Annotated in this window: 25 protein-coding genes; 14 read left to right on the forward strand and 11 right to left on the reverse strand. The window is 70.5% G+C overall.

The features are described from left to right. Nucleotides 1–69: 69 nt before the first annotated feature. Nucleotides 70–288, forward strand: coding sequence for a hypothetical protein (locus MPTA5024_RS39960; protein ID WP_084369946.1), 219 nt, complete (start codon nt 70–72; stop codon nt 286–288). Nucleotides 289–465: 177 nt separating this feature from the next. Here the strand turns inward: MPTA5024_RS39960 and MPTA5024_RS23830 are convergent, their stop codons facing one another. Next, nucleotides 466–822, reverse strand: a complete 357-nt coding sequence (locus tag MPTA5024_RS23830; protein WP_036328129.1) for a GntR family transcriptional regulator — start codon at nt 820–822, stop codon at nt 466–468. 110 nt (nt 823–932) lie between these two features. On the opposite strand from MPTA5024_RS23830, the gene MPTA5024_RS23835 reads away from it, so the two are divergent. From MPTA5024_RS23835 to MPTA5024_RS23865, 8 genes are all read left to right on the forward strand, one after another. Continuing rightward, nucleotides 933–1,274: an SCO3933 family regulatory protein gene (locus MPTA5024_RS23835; RefSeq protein WP_036328132.1), complete on the forward strand. Its 342-nt coding sequence runs from the start codon at nt 933–935 to the stop codon at nt 1,272–1,274. After that, entirely contained in the window at nt 1,267–2,607 is a 1,341-nt protein-coding gene (locus MPTA5024_RS23840) for an FtsK/SpoIIIE domain-containing protein (protein ID WP_036328135.1), read from the forward strand. Before MPTA5024_RS23835 ends, MPTA5024_RS23840 begins: the two co-directional genes overlap by 8 nt. A gap of 18 nt (nt 2,608–2,625) precedes the next feature. Beyond that, nucleotides 2,626–3,312 (forward strand): DUF2637 domain-containing protein, encoded by a 687-nt coding sequence (locus MPTA5024_RS23845; protein WP_036328137.1) that lies wholly within the window; start codon nt 2,626–2,628, stop codon nt 3,310–3,312. Nucleotides 3,313–3,329: 17 nt separating this feature from the next. Continuing rightward, the gene (locus tag MPTA5024_RS23850) at nt 3,330–3,692 is read left to right on the forward strand and encodes a hypothetical protein (RefSeq protein WP_051458580.1); all 363 of its coding nucleotides are present in this window, start codon (nt 3,330–3,332) and stop codon (nt 3,690–3,692) included. Between the two features lie 20 nt (nt 3,693–3,712). Then, nucleotides 3,713–3,853, forward strand: a complete 141-nt coding sequence (locus MPTA5024_RS41245) for a hypothetical protein (RefSeq protein WP_157099682.1) — start codon at nt 3,713–3,715, stop codon at nt 3,851–3,853. A 97-nt stretch (nt 3,854–3,950) separates the two neighbouring features. Then, the gene (locus tag MPTA5024_RS23855) at nt 3,951–5,321 is read left to right on the forward strand and encodes a replication initiator (RefSeq protein ID WP_036328139.1); all 1,371 of its coding nucleotides are present in this window, start codon (nt 3,951–3,953) and stop codon (nt 5,319–5,321) included. Then, nucleotides 5,318–5,494, forward strand: a complete 177-nt coding sequence (locus tag MPTA5024_RS23860; protein ID WP_036328142.1) for a helix-turn-helix transcriptional regulator — start codon at nt 5,318–5,320, stop codon at nt 5,492–5,494. The genes MPTA5024_RS23855 and MPTA5024_RS23860 overlap by 4 nt, the downstream gene beginning before the upstream one ends. Nucleotides 5,495–5,497: 3 nt before the next feature. Then, complete coding sequence (locus tag MPTA5024_RS23865) at nt 5,498–6,757, forward strand: tyrosine-type recombinase/integrase (protein ID WP_036328145.1); 1,260 nt, start codon at nt 5,498–5,500, stop codon at nt 6,755–6,757. A gap of 246 nt (nt 6,758–7,003) precedes the next feature. Here MPTA5024_RS23865 and MPTA5024_RS23870 read toward each other — a convergent pair whose 3' ends face one another. Continuing rightward, complete coding sequence (locus tag MPTA5024_RS23870; RefSeq protein ID WP_036328148.1) at nt 7,004–8,167, reverse strand: acyl-CoA dehydrogenase family protein; 1,164 nt, start codon at nt 8,165–8,167, stop codon at nt 7,004–7,006. A 233-nt stretch (nt 8,168–8,400) separates the two neighbouring features. On the opposite strand from MPTA5024_RS23870, the gene MPTA5024_RS23875 reads away from it, so the two are divergent. After that, the gene (locus MPTA5024_RS23875; RefSeq protein WP_036328151.1) at nt 8,401–9,714 is read left to right on the forward strand and encodes a UDP-glucose dehydrogenase family protein; all 1,314 of its coding nucleotides are present in this window, start codon (nt 8,401–8,403) and stop codon (nt 9,712–9,714) included. Nucleotides 9,715–9,776: 62 nt separating this feature from the next. On the opposite strand, the gene MPTA5024_RS23880 is transcribed toward MPTA5024_RS23875, so the two are convergent. Continuing rightward, a complete protein-coding gene (locus MPTA5024_RS23880) occupies nt 9,777–10,376 on the reverse strand; it encodes a TetR/AcrR family transcriptional regulator (RefSeq protein WP_036328153.1) in 600 nt (199 codons plus the stop codon). Between the two features lie 95 nt (nt 10,377–10,471). Between MPTA5024_RS23880 and MPTA5024_RS23885 the strand changes: the two genes are divergently transcribed. Next, entirely contained in the window at nt 10,472–11,896 is a 1,425-nt protein-coding gene (locus MPTA5024_RS23885) for an MDR family MFS transporter (protein ID WP_036328155.1), read from the forward strand. Here MPTA5024_RS23885 and purE read toward each other — a convergent pair. From purE to MPTA5024_RS23900, 3 genes are all read right to left on the reverse strand, one after another. Continuing rightward, nucleotides 11,871–12,401: a 5-(carboxyamino)imidazole ribonucleotide mutase gene (gene purE / locus MPTA5024_RS23890; protein WP_036328157.1), complete on the reverse strand. Its 531-nt coding sequence runs from the start codon at nt 12,399–12,401 to the stop codon at nt 11,871–11,873. The two genes, MPTA5024_RS23885 and purE, sit on opposite strands and share 26 nt — an antisense overlap. Continuing rightward, on the reverse strand, nt 12,394–13,560 hold the full coding sequence (locus MPTA5024_RS23895; RefSeq protein WP_084369949.1) for a 5-(carboxyamino)imidazole ribonucleotide synthase: 1,167 nt from the start codon (nt 13,558–13,560) through the stop codon (nt 12,394–12,396). Before MPTA5024_RS23895 ends, purE begins: the two co-directional genes overlap by 8 nt. A 73-nt stretch (nt 13,561–13,633) precedes the next feature. Continuing rightward, on the reverse strand, nt 13,634–14,593 hold the full coding sequence (locus MPTA5024_RS23900; RefSeq protein WP_157099683.1) for a hypothetical protein: 960 nt from the start codon (nt 14,591–14,593) through the stop codon (nt 13,634–13,636). 228 nt (nt 14,594–14,821) lie between these two features. Here MPTA5024_RS23900 and MPTA5024_RS23905 point away from each other — a divergent pair, with 228 nt between their 5' ends. The 3 genes from MPTA5024_RS23905 to MPTA5024_RS41250 all read left to right on the forward strand — a co-directional run bounded on the left by MPTA5024_RS23905 (nt 14,822) and on the right by MPTA5024_RS41250 (nt 16,673). Next, nucleotides 14,822–15,310 (forward strand): GtrA family protein, encoded by a 489-nt coding sequence (locus MPTA5024_RS23905; RefSeq protein ID WP_051458582.1) that lies wholly within the window; start codon nt 14,822–14,824, stop codon nt 15,308–15,310. Nucleotides 15,311–15,525: 215 nt separating this feature from the next. After that, on the forward strand, nt 15,526–16,038 hold the full coding sequence (locus tag MPTA5024_RS23910; protein ID WP_198167348.1) for a SigE family RNA polymerase sigma factor: 513 nt from the start codon (nt 15,526–15,528) through the stop codon (nt 16,036–16,038). Then, nucleotides 16,035–16,673, forward strand: a complete 639-nt coding sequence (locus tag MPTA5024_RS41250; protein ID WP_036328159.1) for a hypothetical protein — start codon at nt 16,035–16,037, stop codon at nt 16,671–16,673. Before MPTA5024_RS23910 ends, MPTA5024_RS41250 begins: the two co-directional genes overlap by 4 nt. A 95-nt stretch (nt 16,674–16,768) precedes the next feature. Here the strand turns inward: MPTA5024_RS41250 and MPTA5024_RS23920 are convergent, their stop codons facing one another. The 5 genes from MPTA5024_RS23920 to MPTA5024_RS23940 all read right to left on the reverse strand — a co-directional run bounded on the left by MPTA5024_RS23920 (nt 16,769) and on the right by MPTA5024_RS23940 (nt 20,865). Further along, on the reverse strand, nt 16,769–18,040 hold the full coding sequence (locus tag MPTA5024_RS23920) for an ATP-binding protein (RefSeq protein WP_036328161.1): 1,272 nt from the start codon (nt 18,038–18,040) through the stop codon (nt 16,769–16,771). Nucleotides 18,041–18,076: 36 nt separating this feature from the next. Beyond that, nucleotides 18,077–18,745, reverse strand: a complete 669-nt coding sequence (locus tag MPTA5024_RS23925; protein ID WP_030451323.1) for a response regulator transcription factor — start codon at nt 18,743–18,745, stop codon at nt 18,077–18,079. Nucleotides 18,746–19,011: 266 nt separating this feature from the next. Next, nucleotides 19,012–19,494, reverse strand: coding sequence for a bacterioferritin (bfr, locus tag MPTA5024_RS23930; RefSeq protein ID WP_036328165.1), 483 nt, complete (start codon nt 19,492–19,494; stop codon nt 19,012–19,014). A 13-nt stretch (nt 19,495–19,507) separates the two neighbouring features. Then, nucleotides 19,508–19,687, reverse strand: coding sequence for a (2Fe-2S)-binding protein (locus MPTA5024_RS23935; protein WP_036328167.1), 180 nt, complete (start codon nt 19,685–19,687; stop codon nt 19,508–19,510). 92 nt (nt 19,688–19,779) lie between these two features. Further along, on the reverse strand, nt 19,780–20,865 hold the full coding sequence (locus MPTA5024_RS23940; RefSeq protein WP_036329290.1) for an S-(hydroxymethyl)mycothiol dehydrogenase: 1,086 nt from the start codon (nt 20,863–20,865) through the stop codon (nt 19,780–19,782). Between the last annotated feature and the right edge of the window lie 3 nt (nt 20,866–20,868).

Genomic DNA, 20,868 nt, shown 5'->3' on the forward strand with positions numbered 1-20,868 from the left:
CGTCCTGCCCTTCTCCCGCAATCTCGGTGTCACAAGGCACCACGACCTGCGGCGAAAGGAGAAGGGACCATGACACACACCACGATCACACCCCCGGAGGAGGCCCCGGACTGCGACTGCGGGGCACTGCTGAAGGACGGGCAGACCCGCTGTAGCAAGTGCCTGGCCCGGGACCGCTGGGCCCGGCGCGACAAGGCCCGGCGCCGTGCCGCCAAGCGTCGCGCTCTGACCCGGCGTCCAACGCGAGGCCCGCTCACCGCTGCCGCGAGCGGGGTGATCTGGTCATGAGCGCACTGCCTCTGATCATCGCCCTGGCGCTCAGCGCGGCCGTGGCCGTCGGCTACGTGGCCGTCCTGGTCGGTATCAAGCGAGAGGACAAGGCGATGTTCCGCGGCGCCGCCTGCGGCGACCCCTCGGCGCGGCTGGCGCGGCGAGTCACCGGGTTACACGTGCGGAACGGCGGCCCTACGTCTCGGATCGCTGAGACAGCGTCGCTTCGACCCGTGCCAGGCGTTCGGCCAAGTCTCGTACGGCGGTGCGTAGTTCGATGACCTCGCTCGCCACGTCCCCTGCCGGCCTCGGTTCGACTTCGGAGGCGTCCTCGCGGACGAAGACGCCCTTGCCTTGCTGGCCGATGACCAGGCCTTCGTTCCGCAAGATCCCGACCGCGAGTTTCACGACGCTGAGCGAGGCGTCGTACTGGGTCGCGAGTTGGGCGGTCGATGGCAACGGGGCGCCGGGCGGCAGGGATCCGCCGCGGATCTGCTCGCGCAGATCGTCGGCGATCTGGAGGTAACCGGGCCGTCCCGTCTTCTTGACCATCGCCCCTTATCTCAGCACAGCAACACGACCAAGCCAACCGAGAGAACATTGACAGCCAAGCCAACCTAGTTAACTATGTTGGCATCGCTCGAGTCTAAGGAGGTCCACACATGCGCACCATCCCGATCCCGGTCGACGTCACCAAGCTCCAGTTCGTCTGCGTACGCGCGCCCCGCCCGCGCGTCCTGAACCAGGACACCGGCGAGATCAAGACCGACAAGAACGGCAACACCGTCTACGAGATCGTCCTGTCCGTGGAAGACGAGTTCGGCCGAATCGAACTCGTCAAGGTCGGCACCTCCGGCGAACCTCAAATCGCCGCCGGGCAGGACGTCACCCCGATCGGCCTGGTCGGGTACGTCTGGGAGATGTCCCGGGGCGGCGAGGCCCGCTGGGGCATCAGCTACCGGGCCACCTCGATCGTCCCGGTGGGGGCGGCCGCCCATGCGTGACGCCCTGGTGCCGATGCTCGTGGGCCTGGCCGCGGCGGCGGCCGGCCTGTGGGCCTGGCGGCGCTTCCACTATCGGTCGTACTGGCTGCTCATCGGCTTCCCGCTGATGGCCATCACCGTGCGGGCGACCTGGCGCACGGTCGCCCTCGGCTGCGGGCTGACCAAAAAGCGGCAGCGCTTCTGGTTCACCACCGTCCCCCGCCTGATCGCCTCCACCGGGATCGTCAAGGTACGGCGGCGATTCCAGCGGGTCGCGGTCGACACCAAGCCGTTCATGTGGCTTCCCCGCCCGACCCGTCACGGGTGGCGCGTCACCGTTCACACCTTGGAAGGGCAGATCCCCGCCGACTTCTCCCAGGCGGCCGAACGGCTCGCGCACTCCTGGGGCGTCCACGCGGTCCGAGTCTCCTCGCCCCGGCCGGGCCGGGTAATCCTGGCCGCCACCGTAAGAGACCCGCTCGTCCGCCTCGACCACCTCCCCGCTTCTGGCGACCTGCTCAGCGTCCACGTCGGGCGACTGGAAACCGGCGGCCTATGGTCGATCGACTTCCGGACCGTGCCGCACTGGATCAACGCGGGCGCCACCCAGTCGGGCAAGTCCAATCTCGCCAACGCCCTGCTGGTCGGGCTGGCCCCGCAACCGGTCGCCCTGGTCGGCATCGACCTCAAAGGCGGCGTCGAGTTCACCCCGTACGCGCCCCGGCTGTCGGCCCTGGCCACCACACGGGCCGAGAGTGTGAGCCTGCTGGATGACCTCGTGGCGCTGATGGTCGACCGGATGGGCCTGTGCCGGGCGGCCGGCGCCCGCAACATCTGGCAACTCCCGCCCGGCGTGCGCCCGGTCCCCATCGTGGTGCTGGTCGACGAGCTGGCCGAGCTGTACCTGATGGCCGACAAGTCCGAGAAAGACGAGATCGCCCACACCTCCACCGCGCTGCTGCGGGTGGCCCAGCTCGGGAGGGCGTTCGGTATCTACCTGTTCTGCTCCGGCCAGCGGATCGGCTCCGACCTCGGCCCCGGCGTCACCGCTCTGCGCGCCCAGTGCTCGGGGCGGATCTGCCACCGGGTCAACGACCCCGAAACCGCGACCATGACGCTCGGGGACCTCGACCCCGCCGCCCTCGTCTCCGCCCGTGCGATCCCCGCCGAGACACCTGGCGTCGCGATCGTCGCCTCCCAAGACGGCCAGTGGTATCGCGCCCGCTCCTTCTACGTCGCCGAACAGGCCGCCGAACACGCCGCCCACACCTGGTCCCATCTGACCCCGGACTGGGCCGACATCGTCTGCCCCGACCGGGATGGGACTGCCCTATCCGACCTGCTGTCCGCCTGACCGAGAAAGGGGGTAACGATGCGACGCCTCGCCTGCTGGCTGCTCGACACCGGGCCGGTGCTCGTCCTGGCCGCCATCGCGGGTGCCGGATCGTTCACCCACATCCGCGACACCGCCACCGACCACGGACAGACCGGCTGGATGTCCTGGGCGATCGCCGTCTGCGTCGACCTCACCTGCGTCATGGCCGCCCGCGAACGCCAACGCGACAAGAAGACTGGTCGTCCCCGGACGGGCCTGGCGTCCTGGCCGACGTTCGTCCTGGCCGGCGGGATCGTCCTGTCCCTGGCCGCCAACCTCCACCAAGCCGAACCCACCATGTGGGGCCGGCTCACCGCCGCCACACCCGCCGGGGCATTCCTCATCGCCGTCTCCATGCTCGAACGCCGCGCCACCGGCCCCCAGCCGTCCCCCGCGCCCGTCCCGGCCGTCCTGACCGCCGAGCCGGTCCCGTCCCCGGTCAACACGGTTCCGTTCCCGGCCCCGGCGCTCGTCCCCGCACCCGAGGACGGACAGGACGACCCGGCGGGATCGGCGGGACCGTCTCCGGCCCTGGTCGACTACGCCCGCCGCGTCGCCGACGAACACCAGGCCAAGCACGGCCGGCCGATCACCCGCGACCTGCTGCGCGCCCGCCTGGGCGTGTCCAACCAGCTCGCCTCCGACCTGCTCCGCACCCTCCGCGCCGCATCCGAAACCGCCTGACGAAAGGAGATCACCAAATGACCACCGACGACCACCGCTCCGCGTTCACGGCCGGGCTGCGCGCCCTGGCCGACTTCCTGGCCGCCAACCCGGCCGTGCCCGTCCCACGCTCGCTCGACGTCCTGCACTTCCCGCACCGCGCCACGGATGCCGAGATGTGCGCCGAGGTCGACCGCATCGCAGCCCTGCTCGGCCCATCGATCGACCCGAACGAGCGGGGCAACGGCCACTACACGGCCTCGGTCCGCTTCGGCCCCGTCGAGTACCGGGCGGTGGCCATCCTCGCCGCCCGCCGCGCCCAGTACGAGGCGCACATGAGCTACGAGGGCTCCGTCCAGCCCGACCCCACCCCCGTCGACGCCTCGGCTCAGGCCGCCTGACCGACGAAAGGAGGTACCTCATGCCCGACACCGAGCAGGCACTGCCCACCGAGTCTGAACCCATCACGCCCCGGCGGTGGCAGTGCTGCCACTGCGGCGGGGGCGGTCTCGACTCCTACGGCGACACCTGCCGCCACTGTGATGGGCTCGGCTTCTGCTGAAACCGTCCGCGCCCCCGGCCTGGCCGTACATCCGCCAAGACACACGCCAGGTCGGGGGCCATCCCTCCACCCCATCGAGTGAAAGGAGGACACCATCTTGCCCGCATCCACTACCAACGCGCACGCCATCCGCGGCGCCATCACCCGACTGAACGACACCAACTGCTCCCGCTTCGCCTCCCAGATCCGCCGAACCGGCGGCTGCCGACAGCCGATCCACCTGCGCGGCAAGGTCGAACACTGGGACACCGCGACCGGCACCCTGCTCCACCGCTACAGCACCCGCCTCGAACCCGACGGCGTTCTTCGCGTCCCGTGCAAGACCCGCCGCGCCTCCCGGTGCCCGGCCTGCGCGGAGACCTACCGCGCCGACACCTACCACCTCATCCGCGCCGGCCTCGTCGGCGGCAAAGGCGTCCCCGAGTCGGTAACCGCGCACCCGTGCCTGTTCCTCACCCTCACCGCGCCGTCCTTCGGGACGGTCCACACCCGCAGGCAGAACAACGGGAGCGTCCTGCCCTGCCACCCCCGCCGCGACGCCCAACCATGCCCGCACGGACGCGCCCTGTCCTGCACCACCCGCCACGGGGCCGACGATGACCACCTCGGCGAACCGCTGTGCCCCGACTGCTACGACTACACCGGCTCAGTACTGTTCAACGCCCTCGCGCCGCTGCTGTGGAAGCGCTTCACCGACGCCCTGCGCCGCCACCTGGCCAAGCTCGGCGGCCTGACCCTGCGCGACATGCGCGAGCAGCTCGTCGTCTCCTTCGCCAAAGTCGCCGAATACCAGCGGCGCGGCGTCGTCCACCTCCACGCCGTGATCCGCCTCGACGGTCCCGCCGGGCCGGTCTCCCCGCCTCTTGCCTGGGCGACGCTCGACCTGCTCGGGCACGCCGTACGGCACGCCGCCTCGGTCGTCACCGCCACACCTCCCACCCTCGACGGGGAGCCCACCCAGGTCCTGCGCTGGGGTCAACAGATCGACGTGCGCCCGATCAGGATGGACGGCGAACTGACCGACCAGGCCGTCGCCGGGTACGTGGCCAAGTACGCCACCAAGGCGGCCGAATGCGTCGGCACCCTCGACCGGCGCATCGTCCCCACCGAAGACCTGGACGCCCTGCCCGTCCGCGACCACGCCCGGCGCCTCATCGCCGAATGCCTCCGCCTGAGCGCCCTCGACCGGCTGGACGAGCTCCGGCTGAGTCGGTGGGCGCACATGCTCGGCTTCCGCGGCCACTTCTCCACCCGCTCCCGCCGCTACTCCACCACCCTCGGCGAGATCCGCGCCGAACGACAAAACCGCGCCCGCGACGAGCAGACCACCACCTGGCGCCTGCCCATCCTCGACGAGGACACCGTCCTCGTGATCAGCGAGTGGGAGTACGCCGGAAAGGGCTACTCCCCCGGTGACGCCCTCGTCGCCGCGCTTACTGCCCATCCACGCCTGGATGGTGGCCTGTGATCACGCTCGAACGGCTCTGGACAGCGGAAGAAGTCTCGGAGTTCCTGGGCGTCCCGGTCGCCACGCTCTATCAGTGGCGACACCACCGCACCGGCCCCCCAAGCCGGAAGATCGGCCGTCACCTGCGCTACGTCCCCGAGGACGTCATGTCCTGGGTCCGGGAACAGGAGTAGCCGGTGGCGTACGTCAAGGACCTGTGGACCAAGACAGTCCGCCGCCCGGACGGCAGGACGGAGAAGGTCAAGACCTCCCGGTACGGCGGCGGCAAGCGCTGGCTCGCCGTGTGGCTCGACCCGGACGGAAACGAGGTGTCCGCCGCCTTCGACCGGAAGGCCGATGCGGAGAAGAAGGCCGCATCGATGGGCACCGACGTCAGCCGCGGGGAGTACATCGACCCCAACGCCGGCAAAGTGCTCTTCGGCGACGTCGCGGCTCGCTGGCTGGGCTCCCGCATCGTCGACCCGTCTACGAAGATCCGATACGAGTACATCTACCGCCTGCACGTCGGCCCGGCCTTCGCACGGCGGCAGGTGAAGAGCATCCTCCCCTCGCATATCCAGGGATGGATCAGCGACCTGAACGAGCGCTATGGCCCGTCCACGATCGAGACGTCGTTCCTCGTCCTGCAAGGCGTCCTTGAGCTGGCCGTCGCCGACGAGGCGATCCGGAAGAACCCGGCCCGATCCCCGATCGTCCAGGTGCCCAAGCGCTCCGGCGAAGAGCTGATCGCCTGGTCGGACGAGCGGGTCCATGCGGTGATCCACGCCCACCCGGACCTCTTCCGCCTCATCCCGATCATCGCCGCCTCCTGCGGTCTGCGTCAGGGAGAGCTGTTCGGCCTGGCCCTGGAAGACATCGGCTTCGACGAGGGAATCGTCCGCATCAGGCGGCAGATCAAGAAGCTCGGCAGAGACCACGCCTTCGCCCTCCCTAAGAACGACCGTGAGCGCGTGGTTCCGCTCCCCCAGTGGGCCGCTGAGGCCATCAAACGGCACGTCAAGGCGTATCCCGCGCTCGCCTGCTCGCTGCCCTGGGAGAAGCTCAACGGCCCCCTCCGTACGCACAACCTGCTCTTCCGCTGGACGGACGACAAGTTCATCAGAGCGCGCGGCTACAGCGAACTCGTCTGGAAACCCGCCCTCGTCGCGGCCGGCGTCATCCCGGATGCCGAGAAGGACGCCCGAGCGCGGAAGCGCTTCACGACCTCCCGCAGAGAAGGGCTCCACCAGCTCCGCCACTACTACGCCAGCGTCATGCTCGCGGGCGGTGTCTCCGTGAAGGAACTCGCCGAGTACCTCGGCCACGCCGACCCCGGCTTCACGCTCCGGGTGTACGCCCACATGATGCCGGGCTCCCATGACCGCGCCCGCAAAGCCATCGATGACCGCCTGTTCCGCCCTCGCGCCGTCTCCGACGATCAGGGCGCCACGGGGTAGCACTCGAAAGCAAACGAGCCACCGGCGAGGATGACCGCCCGGTGGCTCTTCGCTTTTCGTGATCGGGCGATCGTCACGCTGGGTTAGCGCGGGCGCGTCCCGCTGGCGGACGTTGACGATCAACGCGAAACACGGCCTGCAACTCTCACGGAACAGCCACGGAACAAGATCTCTTAGAGGCTCCGAATCGGACATGACGAACCCCACTCCCCGCATGGAGGAAGTGGGGTTTCTGCACGTCAGGGGCTACTTCAGCAGTTGGCGGGCCATGACGACGCGCTGGATCTGGTTGGTGCCCTCGTAGATCTGGGTGATCTTGGCGTCGCGCATCATGCGCTCGACCGGGTAGTCACGTGTGTAGCCGTACCCGCCGAGGAGCTGGACGGCGTCGGTGGTGATCTCCATGGCGGCGTCGGAGGCGGCGCACTTGGCGGCGCTGGAGAAGAACGTGAGGTCCTTCACGCGGGTGCCGTGCATCGCCAGCTCCGACTTCGCGGCGGCGGCGTAGGTGAGCTGGCGGGCGGCCTCGAGCTTCATGGCCATGTCGGCGATCATGAACTGGAGGCCCTGGAACTCGGCGATCGGCTTGCCGAACTGCTTGCGCTCCTTGACGTACCCGATCGCGTAGTCGAGGGCGCCCTGGGCGATGCCGAGCGCCTGGGCGGCGATCGTGATGCGCGTGTGGTCGAGGGTGGCCAGCGCGGTCTTGAAGCCGGTGCCCGGCTCGCCGATCACGCGGGAGGCGGGGACGCGGACGTTCTCCAGGATGACCTGGCGGGTCGGCGAGCCCTTGATGCCGAGCTTCTTCTCCTTGGCGCCGAAGGTGACGCCCTCGTCGTCCTTCTCCACGACGAACGCCGAGATGCCTCGGGCCCCGGCCGCCGGGTCGGTCACGGCCATGACCGTGTAGTACTCCGACACGCCGGCGTTGGTGATCCACATCTTGGTGCCGTTGAGCACGTAGTGGTCGCCGTCCCGGACGGCCCGCGTCTTCATCGAGGCGGCGTCGGAGCCGGCCTCGGGCTCGCTCAGCGCGTAGGAGAACATCGCCTCGCCGCGGGCGACGGGGGCCAGGTAGCGCTGCTTGAGCTCCTCCGACGCCGACAGCAGCAGCGGCACCGTGCCCAGCTTGTTCACGGCGGGGATGAGCGAGGACGAGGCGCAGGCCCGCGCGACCTCCTCGATCACGATGACGGTGGCGAGCGCGTCGGCCCCGGCGCCGCCGTACTCCTCCGGGACGTGCACGGCGTGCAGATCGGCCGCGACGAGGTCCTTGTAGACCTCCCACGGGAACTCCTCGTTCTCGTCGGCCGCGGCGGCACGGGGGGCGATCTTTTCGTCGGCGAGCGCCCGGACCGTCTCGCGGAGCAGCTCGTGCTCCTCTGTGGGCGCGTAGAGAGGGAAGCTCATAGCGCGATACTAGGACGTCCCATGAGTTGGTTACCAGTCAGTAGGGTAGCCTCCGCCCCATTCGCTCCCTGACAGGCGATGTGACTTCCGCAGAAGTGGCAGGGCGACCTCGACCAGCCGGAACGGCGGCCGTACCGTTGGGCCGTGGCCGGTTTGCCCTGGTGGTTCACAGGGCAGTTGACTGGCCCGGTACCATGCCAGATCACAAAGAGTCGGTAAGAGGGGAGCATGCCGTGCCGTACCGCCTCACCGTGCTTGGGACCGGTTACCTGGGTGCTACGCACGCGGCGTGCATGGCCGAGCTGGGCTTCGAGGTGCTCGGTCTCGACGTGGACCAGGCCAAGATCGACCGGCTTCAGGCCGGCGACCTGCCGATCCACGAGCCCGGCCTGGAGGACATGCTCCGGCGCAACCTGGAGTCGGGACGGCTCCGCTTCACCACCTCCTACGAGGAGGCGGCCCGCTTCGGCGACGTCCACTTCATCTGTGTGGGCACGCCGCAGGTCAAGGACGGTTACGCCGCGGACGTCTCCTACCTGGACGCCGTGGTCGAGTCGCTCGCCCCGCACCTCGACCGCGAGTGCCTCGTGGTCGGCAAGTCCACGGTCCCCGTCGGCACGGCCGAGCGCCTCGCCGAGAAGCTCGTACGGCTCTCGCCCGCCGGCATGCAGGTGGAGCTGGCCTGGAACCCCGAGTTCCTGCGCGAGGGGTACGCCGTGCAGGACACGCTCCACCCGGACCGCATCGTGCTCGGCGTCGCCTCGGAGCGAGCCGAGAAGGTGCTCCGGGACGTGTACGCCCCGCTGGGCGAGGTCCCGATCGTGGTGACCGACTTCCCGACGGCCGAGCTGGTCAAGTCGGCGGCGAACGCGTTCCTCGCCACCAAGATCTCCTTCATCAACGCGATGGCCGAGCTCGCCGAGGCGGCGCACGCCGACGTCAAGCAGCTGTCGCAGGCGCTGTCGTTCGACGAGCGGATCGGCGGCAAGTACCTCAACCCCGGCCTCGGCTTCGGCGGCGGCTGCCTGCCCAAGGACATCCGGGCGTTCATGGCCCGGGCCGACGAGCTGGGCGCCCACCAGGCGCTCACGTTCCTGCGCGAGGTCGACGCCATCAACATGCGGCGCCGCGGCCGCATGGTGGACGTGGCCCGCGAGCTGCTCGGGGGCGAGTTCACCGGCCGCCGGGTGGCCGTTCTCGGCGCCGCCTTCAAGCCGAACTCCGACGACATCCGCGACTCCCCGGCGCTGGAGGTCGCGGTCACGATCGCCGAGCAGGGCGGAGATGTCGCGATCTACGACCCGGCGGCGCTGGGCAACGCCCGGGCCGCGTACCCGCACCTCGGGTACGCCGGCAGCGCCCTCGAGGCCGCCCGCGAGGCCCACGTCGTGCTCCTCCTCACCGAGTGGCAGGAGTTCGTCCGGCTCGACCCCGAGGAGCTGGGGGACGTCGTCGCCGTGCGGAACATCGTCGACGGGCGCAACGCGCTCGACGCCGAGGCCTGGCGCGACGCCGGCTGGCACTACCGCGCCCTCGGCCGCCCCTGACCGGGCCTCCCGCTCCTGCCCCCGCCCTCGAACTCTGAGAGCGGGCCTCCTCGAAGCCGGGGTCAGCCGGCCCTGAGGCGGACGAGGGGCATGAAGACGTCGTCCACGATCTCGATGATGACGTCGTCGGGGACCGGCCGCAGGGTCATCAGCAGCTCGTGCCTGAGCAGGTCCATCGGCAGGTCCGCCAGCCGTGGCGTGAGGCGGGCGAGGTCGATCTCCCCGCGCTCGGCGGCCCGCCGGAGGATCTTCTCCAGCCAGTGCGGTCTTCCGCGCTCGGCCAGGAACCGCTCGCGCAGCTCGGCCATGCTCGAGTCGGTCTCCGCGAAGTACTGGCCCATCTGCACGCTCACCACCGCGGCCATCTCGCCGCGCCGCGACGACGCCACCCGCAGCAGGGCGACGAGATCGTCGCGCAGCGACCCGGTGTCCGGCACCACGACCGGGTCCCGTGCGGCGTGGTGCGCGATGGCGGCCGCCGCCAGCTCGGCCCGGTTGGGCCACCGGCGGTAGACCACGGGGCGGCTGGTCTTCGCGCGCTCGGCCACGCCCTCGATCGTGAAGCCGCCATAGCCCACGCTGACCAGCTCGTCCCAGGCGGCGTCCAGCAGCGCCTCCTCCAGCTCGGCCCCGCGCCGCCGGCTTCCGGTGTTCCCTGGCACGATCCTCCTCGAAGATACAGATACGTATCTTATTGACGGCACACCTTTCGGCGGATTAGATACATAAGCGTATCCAATCTCCCCCGGAGTGCATCGTGACCCAACCATCCGCCGATCGGGAGCGCCTCGACCCGGCGTTCGTCCGGCTCGCGCTCGTCATGCTGACCGGCGTGCTCGCCGTGGTCTTCGACACGACGATCGTCAACATCGCACTGGACACCCTGGGACGGCAACTGGGCGTGCCCGTCTCGACCGTCCAGTGGGTCACCACGGGCTACCTGCTCGCGCTCGGCATGGCCGTGCCGTTGACGAGCTGGCTGACGGGGCGGTTCGGCGGCAAACGGGTGTGGATGCACGCGCTGGCGCTCTTCCTGGCCGGTTCGGTCGGCGCGAGCCTCGCCCCCGGCGCGCCCGCGCTCATCGCGTTCCGGGTCGTGCAGGGAGCGGGCGGCGGCCTCATGCTGCCCGTCATGCAGACGCTGCTGTTCCGGGCGGCGGGCGGGCGCTCCCTCGGCCGGGCGACGGCGGTGGTCGCGCTGCCCGCCCTGCTGGGCCCGATCCTCGGCCCCGTCGCCGGCGGCCTGATCGTGGAGCACCTCGACTGGCGCTGGATCTTCTGGGTCAACGTGCCGTTCTGCGTGGCGGGGCTCGTCCTGGCCTGGCGGTTCATGCCGTCCGGCGACCGCGACCGCGAGGCGTCGCTCGACGGGGTGGGGCTGGCCCTGCTGTCCCCCGGCATCGCCGCGGTCGTCTTCGGGCTCTCCCGGGTCGGCGCCGCCGGCGGGTTCGGACACGCCGAGGTGCTCGTGCCGCTCGTGGCGGGCGGGGCGCTCGTGGCGGCCTTCGCCGTCCGCGCGATCACGATGGACGGCATGCCCCTCGTCGACGTGCGGCTGCTTCGCGTCCCGTCGTTCGGGGCCGCGAGCGCGCTGATGTTCCTGTCCGGTTTCGTGCTGTACGGCGCCATGCTGCTGGTCCCGCTCTACTTCCAGCAGGTCCGGGGCCAGGACGCGCTCACGGCGGGCCTCCTGCTCGCCCCGCAGGGCGTCGGCCTGCTGCTGACCCGCAGTCCGGCGGGCCTGCTCACCGACCGCCTGGGTGCCCGGCCGGTCGCCGTCGCCGGCCTCGCGGTGACGGCGCTCGGGACGGTGCCGTTCGCCCTGGCCGGCGCGGCCACCGGGACCTGGTGGCTGGTGGCCGCCCTGGTCGTCCGCGGCGCCGGCCTCGGCGCCGTGACCATCCCCATCATGACCAGCGCGTACGAGGGGCTCGCCCACGAGCAGGTCCCGCACGCGAGTGTGATCACCCGGACGTTGCAGCAGATCGGCGGCTCGTTCGGAACCGCCGTGCTCGCGGTCGTACTCGAACGCGAACTAGCCGGTCACCGCGGCGGCGGGCCGGCGGGCGCGGCCGCCGCGTTCGGCGACACGTTCTGGTGGTCCGTCGGCTTCACCGCGCTCGCGCTGGTGGTGTCGGCGTGGCTGCCGTCCCGCCTCACCCGCCGCGCGGCGACTCGGTGACCGCGCCGGGCATGCCGGCGGCCTCGGCGCGCAGCCGCTCCCCCTTGGCGTACGCCTGCTCCTTGAGCGCGGCCTGGAACTCCTCCATCCGCCGCCGCAGGCCCTCGTCGGCCGCCGCCAGGATCCGTACCGCGAGCAGACCGGCGTTGCGGGCTCCGCCCACTGCCACGGTCGCCACCGGCACCCCGGCCGGCATCTGGACGATGGACAGCAGCGAGTCCATCCCGTCCAGGTACTTCAGCGGCACCGGCACGCCGATCACGGGCAGCGGGGTCACCGAGGCCAGCATCCCGGGCAGGTGGGCGGCGCCCCCTGCACCCGCGATGATCGCCTTGAGTCCCCGCGAGGCGGCGCGGGAGCCGTACTCGATCATCTCGGCGGGCATGCGGTGGGCCGAGACCACGTCGGCCTCGAACGGCACGCCGAACTCGGCGAGCGCCTCGGCGGCCTGGCGCATGACCGGCCAGTCCGAGTCGCTTCCCATGACGATCCCGACGTCAGGCATCGACAGGTCCTCTCAGGCAGGTCACGGCGTGGTGGGCGCGGGCCCTGACCTCGTCGAGGTCGGTGCCGAGCGCGGTCACGTGCCCGATCTTGCGTCCCGGCCGCACGTCCTTGCCGTAAAAGTGGATCTTGATGCCGGGGTCGTTGGCCATCACGTGCTCGTACCGGGAGTACACGTCGGGGTCGGGGCCGCCCAGCAGGTTGGCCATGACCACGACGGGCGCGGTGAGCGACGGCGAGCCCAGCGGCAGATTGAGCACGGCCCGCAGGTGCTGCTCGAACTGGGACGTGCGGGCGCCCTCGATCGTCCAGTGGCCGCTGTTGTGCGGCCGCATGGCCAGCTCGTTGACGACCAGGCCGGACGCGGTGGCGAACATCTCGACCGCGAGCAGGCCGGTGACCCCGAGGTCGCGGGCGATCGTGAGGGCCACGTGCTGGGCCTCGGCCGCGGCCTCCTCGGACAGGCCCGGCGCCGGCGCGATGACCTCCACGCAGATGCCGTCCTTCTGGACGGTCTCCACGACCGGGTAGCTCACGCCCTGCCCGTGCGGCGAGCGGGCCACCAGCACGGCGATCTCCCGCTCGAACGGCACGAAGGCCTCGGCCAGCAGCGGCACCCCGCTGTCCAGCGCCTCCCGCGCCTCCTCCGGGGTGGAGCAGACCCAGACGCCCCGGCCGTCGTACCCGCCGCGGACCGCCTTGAGCACGACCGGCCAGCCGTTCTCCGCGGCGAACGCCTCGACGTCGGCGAGGGCCGGCACCCGCGCCCAGGCGGGGCACGGGGCGCCGATCGCGGTGAGCCGCTCGCGCATGACGGCCTTGTCCTGCGCGTGGACGAGCGCGTCGGCGCCCGGGTGGACGGCGTGGCCCTCCGCGAGCAGCGCCCTGATGTGCTCGGTCGGCACGTGCTCGTGGTCGAACGTGATGGCGTCGCAGCCCTTGGCGAACTCCATCAGGTCGGCGAGGTCGCGGTAGTCGCCGAGCCGGGTGTCGACGACGACCCGGGCGGCGCTCTCGTCCCGGGTGTTGGCCAGCACGCGCAGGTCCACGCCCAGAGCGATCGCGGCCTGCTGGGTCATCCGGGCGAGCTGGCCCGCGCCGACCATGCCGACGACCGGTGCGGTCACGACCGGGACAGGGGGTACATTCGGCCTGTTCACGACAGGTCAGCCTACCGATTCCCGGCAGGTGCGCCCGCCGCGGCGCCCGTCCCAGCGGCTCCGAGCCGGGGTTTCAGCCGGAGGCGCCGGAGGTGATCCCGGCGAGGGTCCGGCGCAGGCCGACCGTGGTCAGCTCGTTGTCCTTGGCGACCCTCGTGGCCAGCACCACCAGGTCGCTGCCCGTCACGGCGCCCGGCGCGCTCCTGCCGGTGAACGCCCGCAGGTCGGCGGCGCTCCAGCGGGGATGGACAAGCGAGGAGCGCCCGGACCCGGGCCGCTGCGTGTAGACGACCCGCAGGGCGTGGAACACGAGCGCCGCGCCGTCCGGCAGCGCGATGGCCCGGGACGGCCCCTCCAGCCGTACGTCGGTCTCGACCCGGTCGGGGGAGGCGGATGAGGGCGCGCGGACCAGGTCGCGCAGCAGGTCGCGCATGGGGTCGCCGGAGGCGAACCGGACCCCGCTCACCCCGGCCGCGTCGGTGAGGAAGGCCACGTGGCGGGTCGGCACGAGCCGGGCCCTGAGGGCGATCCCCGCGTCGGCCTCGGCCGCCCGCACCTCGCCCTCGATCGCGGGCGCGTCGCCGACGACCGGGATCGGCCCGGCGCCCAGCCGCCACCGGCCCTCCGAGCGGACGAACACGAAGTAGGCGGGCTTGGGCTTGTGCGCCAGCACGGCGAACCACGGCGCGTCGCCGGAGCCGCCCTCCGAGTCGGGCAGGTAGAACTCCGGGTCGGTGTAGGCCGTGAACCCAGGGGCCGGCCGGCCGTTCCTGGCCGCGTCACACAGGGACTCCCCCAGGGCGGCCTCGGCCCAGGTGGTGAGGTAGGCGATCTTCGCGCAGTCCTTGTGCTTCCAGGCGTCGCCGAGCTCGCCCAGGCCGTCGAAGGCCGCTTCCGCGTCGGCCTGGGTGATCGCGGCCGCCGCGGTGGAGGGCGAATCGCCGGCGCCGCCCGGCGTCTCGCTCGCGCTCTCGTTTCCGCATCCCGCCAGAAGGACGAGGCCGAGCCCGAGGGCGGTGATTCTGCGCAGCACGGTGGTGGCCACCTCTCGGGGACAACGCAGACACCGGATGGGGATGATCCGGTCGGCGGAGAGCGTAGCCCGTGTCGCCCCGCGTTATCTCTCATAGTGGGATATTTCTTGAAATGTTCTTTGTCGGACTGGGCAGAATCACACGGGGGCGGTCGTAACACCACCATCCGCCCTCTCTACCGGTAGCCTGGGAAGACCTCGCCGCCGACCAGGAAGGACCTGCGGGACGTGCAGATTCTTCGCCGCGCCTACGAGCGGTTCGCCGTGCTCGTCCACGAGCTGCTGAAGTTCGGCGTCGTGGGCGCTCTCGCCTTCGTGGTCGACTTCGGCGGCACCAACCTGCTGCGTTTCGGCGTGGGCCTCGGGCCGCTCACCTCCAAGGTGCTGGCCACGGTCGTCGCCGCCACCCTGGCGTACCTGGGCAACCGGTTCTGGACCTTCCGGCATCGCGAGCAGACCGGCCTCGCCCGGGAGTACGTGCTGTTCTTCCTGCTCAACGGCGTCGGGCTGCTGATCTCACTGCTCGTGATCGGCTTCGTCTCCTACTCGCTCAAGCTGCACGACCCGCTCAGCTACAACATCGCGCAGGGCATCGGCCTCGTGCTCGGCACGCTGTTCCGCTTCTGGTCGTACAAGAAGTGGGTGTTCCTGGCGGCTCCGGAGCTGCCCCCGATCGACGACGTGAAGGCCGCACCCGGCCCGCTCTCGACGCGCTGACCGCGCCCACCGCGCTCACCCGCCTGTCCGGGCCGCTTCCGGTGCGCTGACCGCTCGCCAGTGCACTGATCACGCATGTTCACCGGGCCTGGTCCGCGCCTTGAAGCCCGCGGTGGCAGGGCTGCCGGTTCTCGGCACGCAAGTTGAGTGTAGTGCTTCCGAGACGCCGTGGCCGCCCAGGTAAAGGGATCCGAGGCTTCATGCGTAATTGGAGTGTGGAGCAAAGAGGACGAGAATTCAGCACGTTCTACACCGCCTTCAAGGATGACTGCCTGCGGATCGTGCTGGTCAACGTCGGCGACAGGCAACTCGCCGAGGACCTGGTGGCGGAGGCGTTCACCCGGGCCTGGACGTCCTGGCGCAAGGTGCGCGAGCACCCTGTGCCACGCGCCTGGGTGGTGCGGACCGCGCTGAACGCCCACGTGTCCTGGTGGAGGCGTCGCCGGCGCGAGCTGACAGTGGACGATCCGACAGCGTTGACAGAGGACAGCCACCTGGCGCGTTCGGCGGACGTGGGTCTCGACGACGCGCTGGTTGCGGCGCTCCGGCTGCTACCGCTCAGGCAGCGCGAAGTGATCACGCTAAGGGTCTTCTTCGACCTGGACACCGATGCCACGGCGAAGCTGCTCGGCATCTCCTCGGGAACCGTCGGCGCGCACCTGCACCGGGCGCTCGCCACACTCCGCGCGCAAACACATTCCTTCAGGGACCAGGAGGTCACCTCGTGAACGACGACGACATGCTGGCGACACTGCGAAGCTCCCTCACCAGCACCAAGGACGCCCTCACCCACGTGCGCATGGACCAGCGGCCCGAAGCGATCATGGCTCGGGCCCGCGGACGCCGGCTCCGCGGCATCGCGGGGGTGGGCACGGGCGGCCTGGCGCTGGCGATCGGCCTGGCGCTGTCCTTGTCCGGCGGTACGCCTGTGACGTCCGGCGACCACCCCGGCGCTCCCAGCGGATCGTCCGGCGCCCGGGCGGTCCACGTCAACCTGGCCGCATGGTCGGTCAACACCTCGCCGGACGGCATGGTGGAGGTGACGATCCGCGAGCTGAAGGACCCAGCGGGGCTGAGCAAGACCCTGGCCGACGCCGGAGTCCCCGTGGTACTGACGTCCGGGCACGTGTGCTCATCCCCCGACGACAAGCTGCAGGTCTCCGATGTGGTGCACAAACTGCCCGGAGACGGCGGCCTCGCGATCACCATCGACCCGGAGGCGATGCCGGCCGGAACGGAACTGGTGATCGGGATCGGCACCCTCCGGGTCGGCGGGATCGAGGACGGGCCCGCTGCGGCGTTCGGCCTGGAGAAGAAGGGGTCCCCGCTGAACTGCACCGGAAAGCCCAAAGCCGCCGACTAGCAACGGCCGCAAGCCAGGACGGCCGACCACACGACGGCCTGAGCCCGTGAACCCGGTGCCGGCGGGCTCACGGCCACCTGGGTGCGCCGAGCCCACTAGGCCGGGCCGCTCACCACCCGGCGGTCGCGCTCGCTGTCGGTGACGTGGCGCAGGAAGATGGCGAACGTCGCGGGACTGCGCTTGACCAGCTCCAGCCGGCCTCCGTCGGCCGCGACGAGGGCCCGCGCGAGCGTGAGCCCGAGACCCGTTCCGCCTCCGCCGCTGACGCTGCGTTCGAAGACCTTCTGGCCGAGCGCGTCGGGGATTCCGGGGCCCTGGTCGGCCACCTCGATCACGATCGACCGTTCGGTGCTGGACGTGTTGATCGTCAGCGCCCCGTCGCCGTGCTTCAGCGAGTTCTCCAGGAGGGTGGACAGCACCTGGCTGAGCCCGCCGGTCGTGCCGAGCGCGCTCAGCCCGCGGTCACCGGCGAGGATGAGCGAGCGCTGGGCCCGCCGGAACGCGGGCTCCCACTCGGTGATCTGCTGCTCCACGACGTCGTCGACGTCGATCGGCGCCGCCTGGGCGTGCCGCTGCCTGCGGGCCGCCGCGAGGAGCTCGTCGATCACCGCCGTGAGCCGTTCGACCTGCACGATTGCGGCCTCGCCCTCCTCGCGGACGATGCCGGGCTCGTCGGCGGCGGCGACGATCTCCTCCAGGCGCATGGTGAGCCCGGTGAGCGGCGTCCTCAGCTGGTGGGACGCGTCCGTGGCGAACTCCCGTTCCCGCGCCAGCAGATCGCTGATGCGCAGGGCGCTGCGGTCCAGGACGTCGGCCACGAGGTCCAGCTCCGGGATGCCGGAGCGGTGCCTGCTGGGGCGCGCGTCACCCGAGCCGAGCCGCTCCGCGATCTTGGTCAGTTCCCGGAGCGGCCGGCTGAGGCGCTGTGACGTTATGGTGGCGAGCCCGACGGCGGCGCCGAGCGCGACGATCCCGAGCACGGCGGTGAACACCAGCCGCGCGCGGATGTCCTGTTGTATCTGGGCCGCGTCGCGGCTCACGAGGACGTACCCGTTCTCGGACCGCGCCTCCTCGGTCAGCTCCCGTCCCCCCGGTGGCGGCGTGCCGACCTCGAACGGCTGGGCCCCCCGGACGAAGACCTGGAGGTACCGGTCCGGGTAGTTCTTCGCGAGCTGGTCCGCGTTGATCCCCTGCTGCTGGCCGAGCGAGTACTCCACTCCGATCAGCAGGCGGTTCGCCTCGGCTCTGAGCTCCTGGGCGGCCTCGTCGTTGATGAGCCGGACGACGACCACGCCCAGGGGCACGCCTAACAGCAGGACCGGTATGACCGCGACGAGCAGCATGGAGGACAGCAGGCGCCGGCGCACGTGCTAGCTCCTCCCCGACGACCGCCCCACGGCGGCCTACTCGCGCTCGAAACGGAAGCCGACCCCTCGGACCGTCGTGATGTATCGCGGCTTGGCCGCGTCGTCCCCCAGCTTGCGGCGCAGCCACGAGATGTGCATGTCGAGTGTCTTGGTCGAGCCCCACCAGTTGGTGTCCCACACCTCGCGCATGATCTGCTCGCGGGTGACGACCTTGCCGGCGTCCCGCACGAGCACGCGCAGCAGGTCGAACTCCTTGGTGGTGAGGTGCAGCTCCTTGTCTCCCATCCAGGCCCGGCGGGAGTCGGCGTCGATGCGGACGCCCTGCACCACCGGGGTCTCGGAGGTTCCGCGCCGCAGCAGCGCCCGCACGCGGGCGAGCAGCTCGGCAAGGCGGAACGGCTTGGTCACGTAGTCGTCGGCGCCCGCGTCGAGGCCGACGACGGTGTCGACTTCGTCGACACGTGCGGTGAGGATCAGGACCGGGGTCCCGTGTCCCTCAGCTCTGATGCGGCGAGCAACCTCCAGCCCATCCATCTCTGGAAGGCCGAGGTCGAGAACTATCAGGTCGACGCCCCCCGACAGGGCCCTTTCGAGGGCCTGCGGGCCATCCGGGCTCACCTCGACCTGATAGCCCTCCCGGCGCAAGGCGCGCGCCAGTGGCTCGGAAATCGAGGTGTCATCCTCGGCGAGAAGTACGCAGGTCATGGATGCGATCGTAGGACCTTAAGCGATCGTTTCCTCGGTACAGCGCGCACTTTGACTTGTCGTTGACCCATCAATTGACCTGGGCAAACACTGATAAATCCCGGATAGTCATCACGCAAGGGGCCGGGCGTTCCGGGCATTCTCCCGTTATCCGGTACGGCTATGGACAAGCCATTGAAATATCGCTTTAATCGACCAACCGCCGGGGTTCACTGGCACGCAGGGGACCCCTCCCGGCGGGCGGGCGCGCGGCCGGCGGGCCGGGATCAGGATGCCGAAGGAGGCTCGGCGTACCGCTGGAGGTAGAGCTGCTCTCCCAGGCTCTCGATGAGGCCGAGCTCCGTCTCCAGGTAGTCGATGTGGTGCTCCTCGTCGGCGAGGATCCGCTCGAACAGCGTCGCGGAGGTGATGTCGCCCCGCTCACGCATGAGCGCGATGCCGGGCCGCAGGCGCCGGACCACGCCGAGTTCTAGGTCCAGGTCGGCCTGGATCTGCTCCCTGACCGTCTGCCCGATGTGCAGCGTGTTCAGCTTCTGGTAGTTGGGCAGGCCCTCGAGGAAGATGATGCGGTCGGTGAGATCCTCGGCGTGCCGCATCTCGTCCATGGACTCGGCCCTCGTGTAGGCGGCGAGCTTCGTGTAGCCCCAGTGCTGCTGCAGCTTGGCGTGCAGGAAGTACTGGTTGATGGCGGTGAGCTCGGAGGTGAGCTGCTCGTTGAGCAGCGCGACGATCTCCTTGTCCCCCTGCATCGCACCCCTCGATCTATGCGCTGGTGACGAGGTCCTCTGACCGTTTCAGCATCGCACAGATCTTCCGGACACAGGACGCGCAGTCCCCTCCCGCGCCGGTCGCGTCACGCACCTGACGTGCGCTCTTGGCCCCGTTCGCGATGCAGTCGTGCACCTCGCTCTCGGTGACGGCGCGGCAGATGCAGACGTACATGGCAGGAGGGGCCTCTCAGTAGGAAGGTAAGGCATGCCTAAGATAACTCACTTCGGTAAGCCTTGCCTACGTGAGGCCCCTCACAACCTGTATTAGAGAAGGACGACCGAGCGCAGCACCTCCCCGCGGTGCATCCGGCCGAAGGCCTCCTCGACCTGGTCGAGCGCGATGGTCTCGGAGACGAAGCCCTCGAGGTCGAGCCGGCCCTGCAGGTAGAGGTCGATCAGCATGGGGAAGTCGCGGCTCGGCAGGCAGTCGCCGTACCAGGAGGACTTGAGCGCACCGCCGCGGCCGAAGACGTCGAGCAGGGGCAGTTCGAGCCGCATCTCGGGGGTGGGCACGCCGACGAGCACGACGGTCCCGGCGAGATCACGGGCGTAGAACGCCTGCGTGTACGTCTCCGGGCGGCCGACGGCCTCGATCACGACGTCCGCGCCGTTGCCGCCGGTCAGCTCGCGGATCGCCTCCACGGGGTCGGTCTCCCGGGAGTTCACCGTGTGGGTCGCGCCGAACTCGCGGGCCCAGTCGAGCTTGCGGTCGTCCACGTCCACCGCGATGATCGTCCCCGCCCCGGCCAGCCGGGACCCCAGGACCGCGGCGTTGCCCACGCCGCCGCACCCGATGACGGCCACGGAGTCGCCGCGGGTGACGCCGCCGGTGTTGATCGCGGCGCCGAGCCCGGCCATCACGCCGCAGCCCAGCAGGCCGGCGACCTCGGGCTTGGCGGCCGGGTTCACCTTCGTGCACTGCCCGGCGGCGACCAGGGTCTTCTCGGCGAAGGCGCCGATGCCGAGCGCCGGGCTCAGGACGGTCCCGTCGGCCAGCGTCATCTTCTGGGTCGCGTTGTGGGTGTTGAAGCAGTACCACGGCCGCCCGCGCAGGCAGGCCCGGCACGCCCCGCACACGGCCCGCCAGTTGAGGATCACGTAGTCGCCCGGCGCCACGTCGGTCACGCCCTCGCCGACGGCCGACACGATCCCGGCGGCCTCGTGGCCGAGCAGGAACGGGAAGTCGTCGTTGATGCCGCCCTCGCGGTAGTGGAGGTCGGTGTGGCAGACCCCGCAGGCCTTGACGTCGACGACGGCCTCGCCCGGGCCCGGATCCGGCACGTGGACGGTCTCCAGCGTCACCGCCTCGCCCTTGCCTCGTGCCACCACGCCCTGGACTTCGTACGGCATGTC

Source organism: Microbispora sp. ATCC PTA-5024, from assembly GCF_000511135.2.
GTDB classification, from domain to species: domain Bacteria; phylum Actinomycetota; class Actinomycetes; order Streptosporangiales; family Streptosporangiaceae; genus Microbispora; species Microbispora corallina.

Excerpts from the sequence above, each read along its gene's own strand:
- MPTA5024_RS39960 (WP_084369946.1), top strand. The coding sequence starts at position 70 with ATGACACACACCACGATCACACCCCCGGAGGAGGCCCCGGACTGCGAC.
- MPTA5024_RS23830 (WP_036328129.1), bottom strand. The coding sequence starts at position 822 with ATGGTCAAGAAGACGGGACGGCCCGGTTACCTCCAGATCGCCGACGAT.
- MPTA5024_RS23835 (WP_036328132.1), top strand. The coding sequence starts at position 933 with ATGCGCACCATCCCGATCCCGGTCGACGTCACCAAGCTCCAGTTCGTC.
- MPTA5024_RS23840 (WP_036328135.1), top strand. The coding sequence starts at position 1,267 with ATGCGTGACGCCCTGGTGCCGATGCTCGTGGGCCTGGCCGCGGCGGCG.
- MPTA5024_RS23845 (WP_036328137.1), top strand. The coding sequence starts at position 2,626 with ATGCGACGCCTCGCCTGCTGGCTGCTCGACACCGGGCCGGTGCTCGTC.
- MPTA5024_RS23850 (WP_051458580.1), top strand. The coding sequence starts at position 3,330 with ATGACCACCGACGACCACCGCTCCGCGTTCACGGCCGGGCTGCGCGCC.
- MPTA5024_RS41245 (WP_157099682.1), top strand. The coding sequence starts at position 3,713 with ATGCCCGACACCGAGCAGGCACTGCCCACCGAGTCTGAACCCATCACG.
- MPTA5024_RS23870 (WP_036328148.1), bottom strand. The coding sequence starts at position 8,167 with ATGAGCTTCCCTCTCTACGCGCCCACAGAGGAGCACGAGCTGCTCCGC.
- purE (WP_036328157.1), bottom strand. The coding sequence starts at position 12,401 with ATGCCTGACGTCGGGATCGTCATGGGAAGCGACTCGGACTGGCCGGTC.
- MPTA5024_RS23925 (WP_030451323.1), bottom strand. The coding sequence starts at position 18,745 with ATGACCTGCGTACTTCTCGCCGAGGATGACACCTCGATTTCCGAGCCA.
- bfr (WP_036328165.1), bottom strand. The coding sequence starts at position 19,494 with ATGCAGGGGGACAAGGAGATCGTCGCGCTGCTCAACGAGCAGCTCACC.
- MPTA5024_RS23935 (WP_036328167.1), bottom strand. The coding sequence starts at position 19,687 with ATGTACGTCTGCATCTGCCGCGCCGTCACCGAGAGCGAGGTGCACGAC.
- MPTA5024_RS23940 (WP_036329290.1), bottom strand. The coding sequence starts at position 20,865 with ATGCCGTACGAAGTCCAGGGCGTGGTGGCACGAGGCAAGGGCGAGGCG.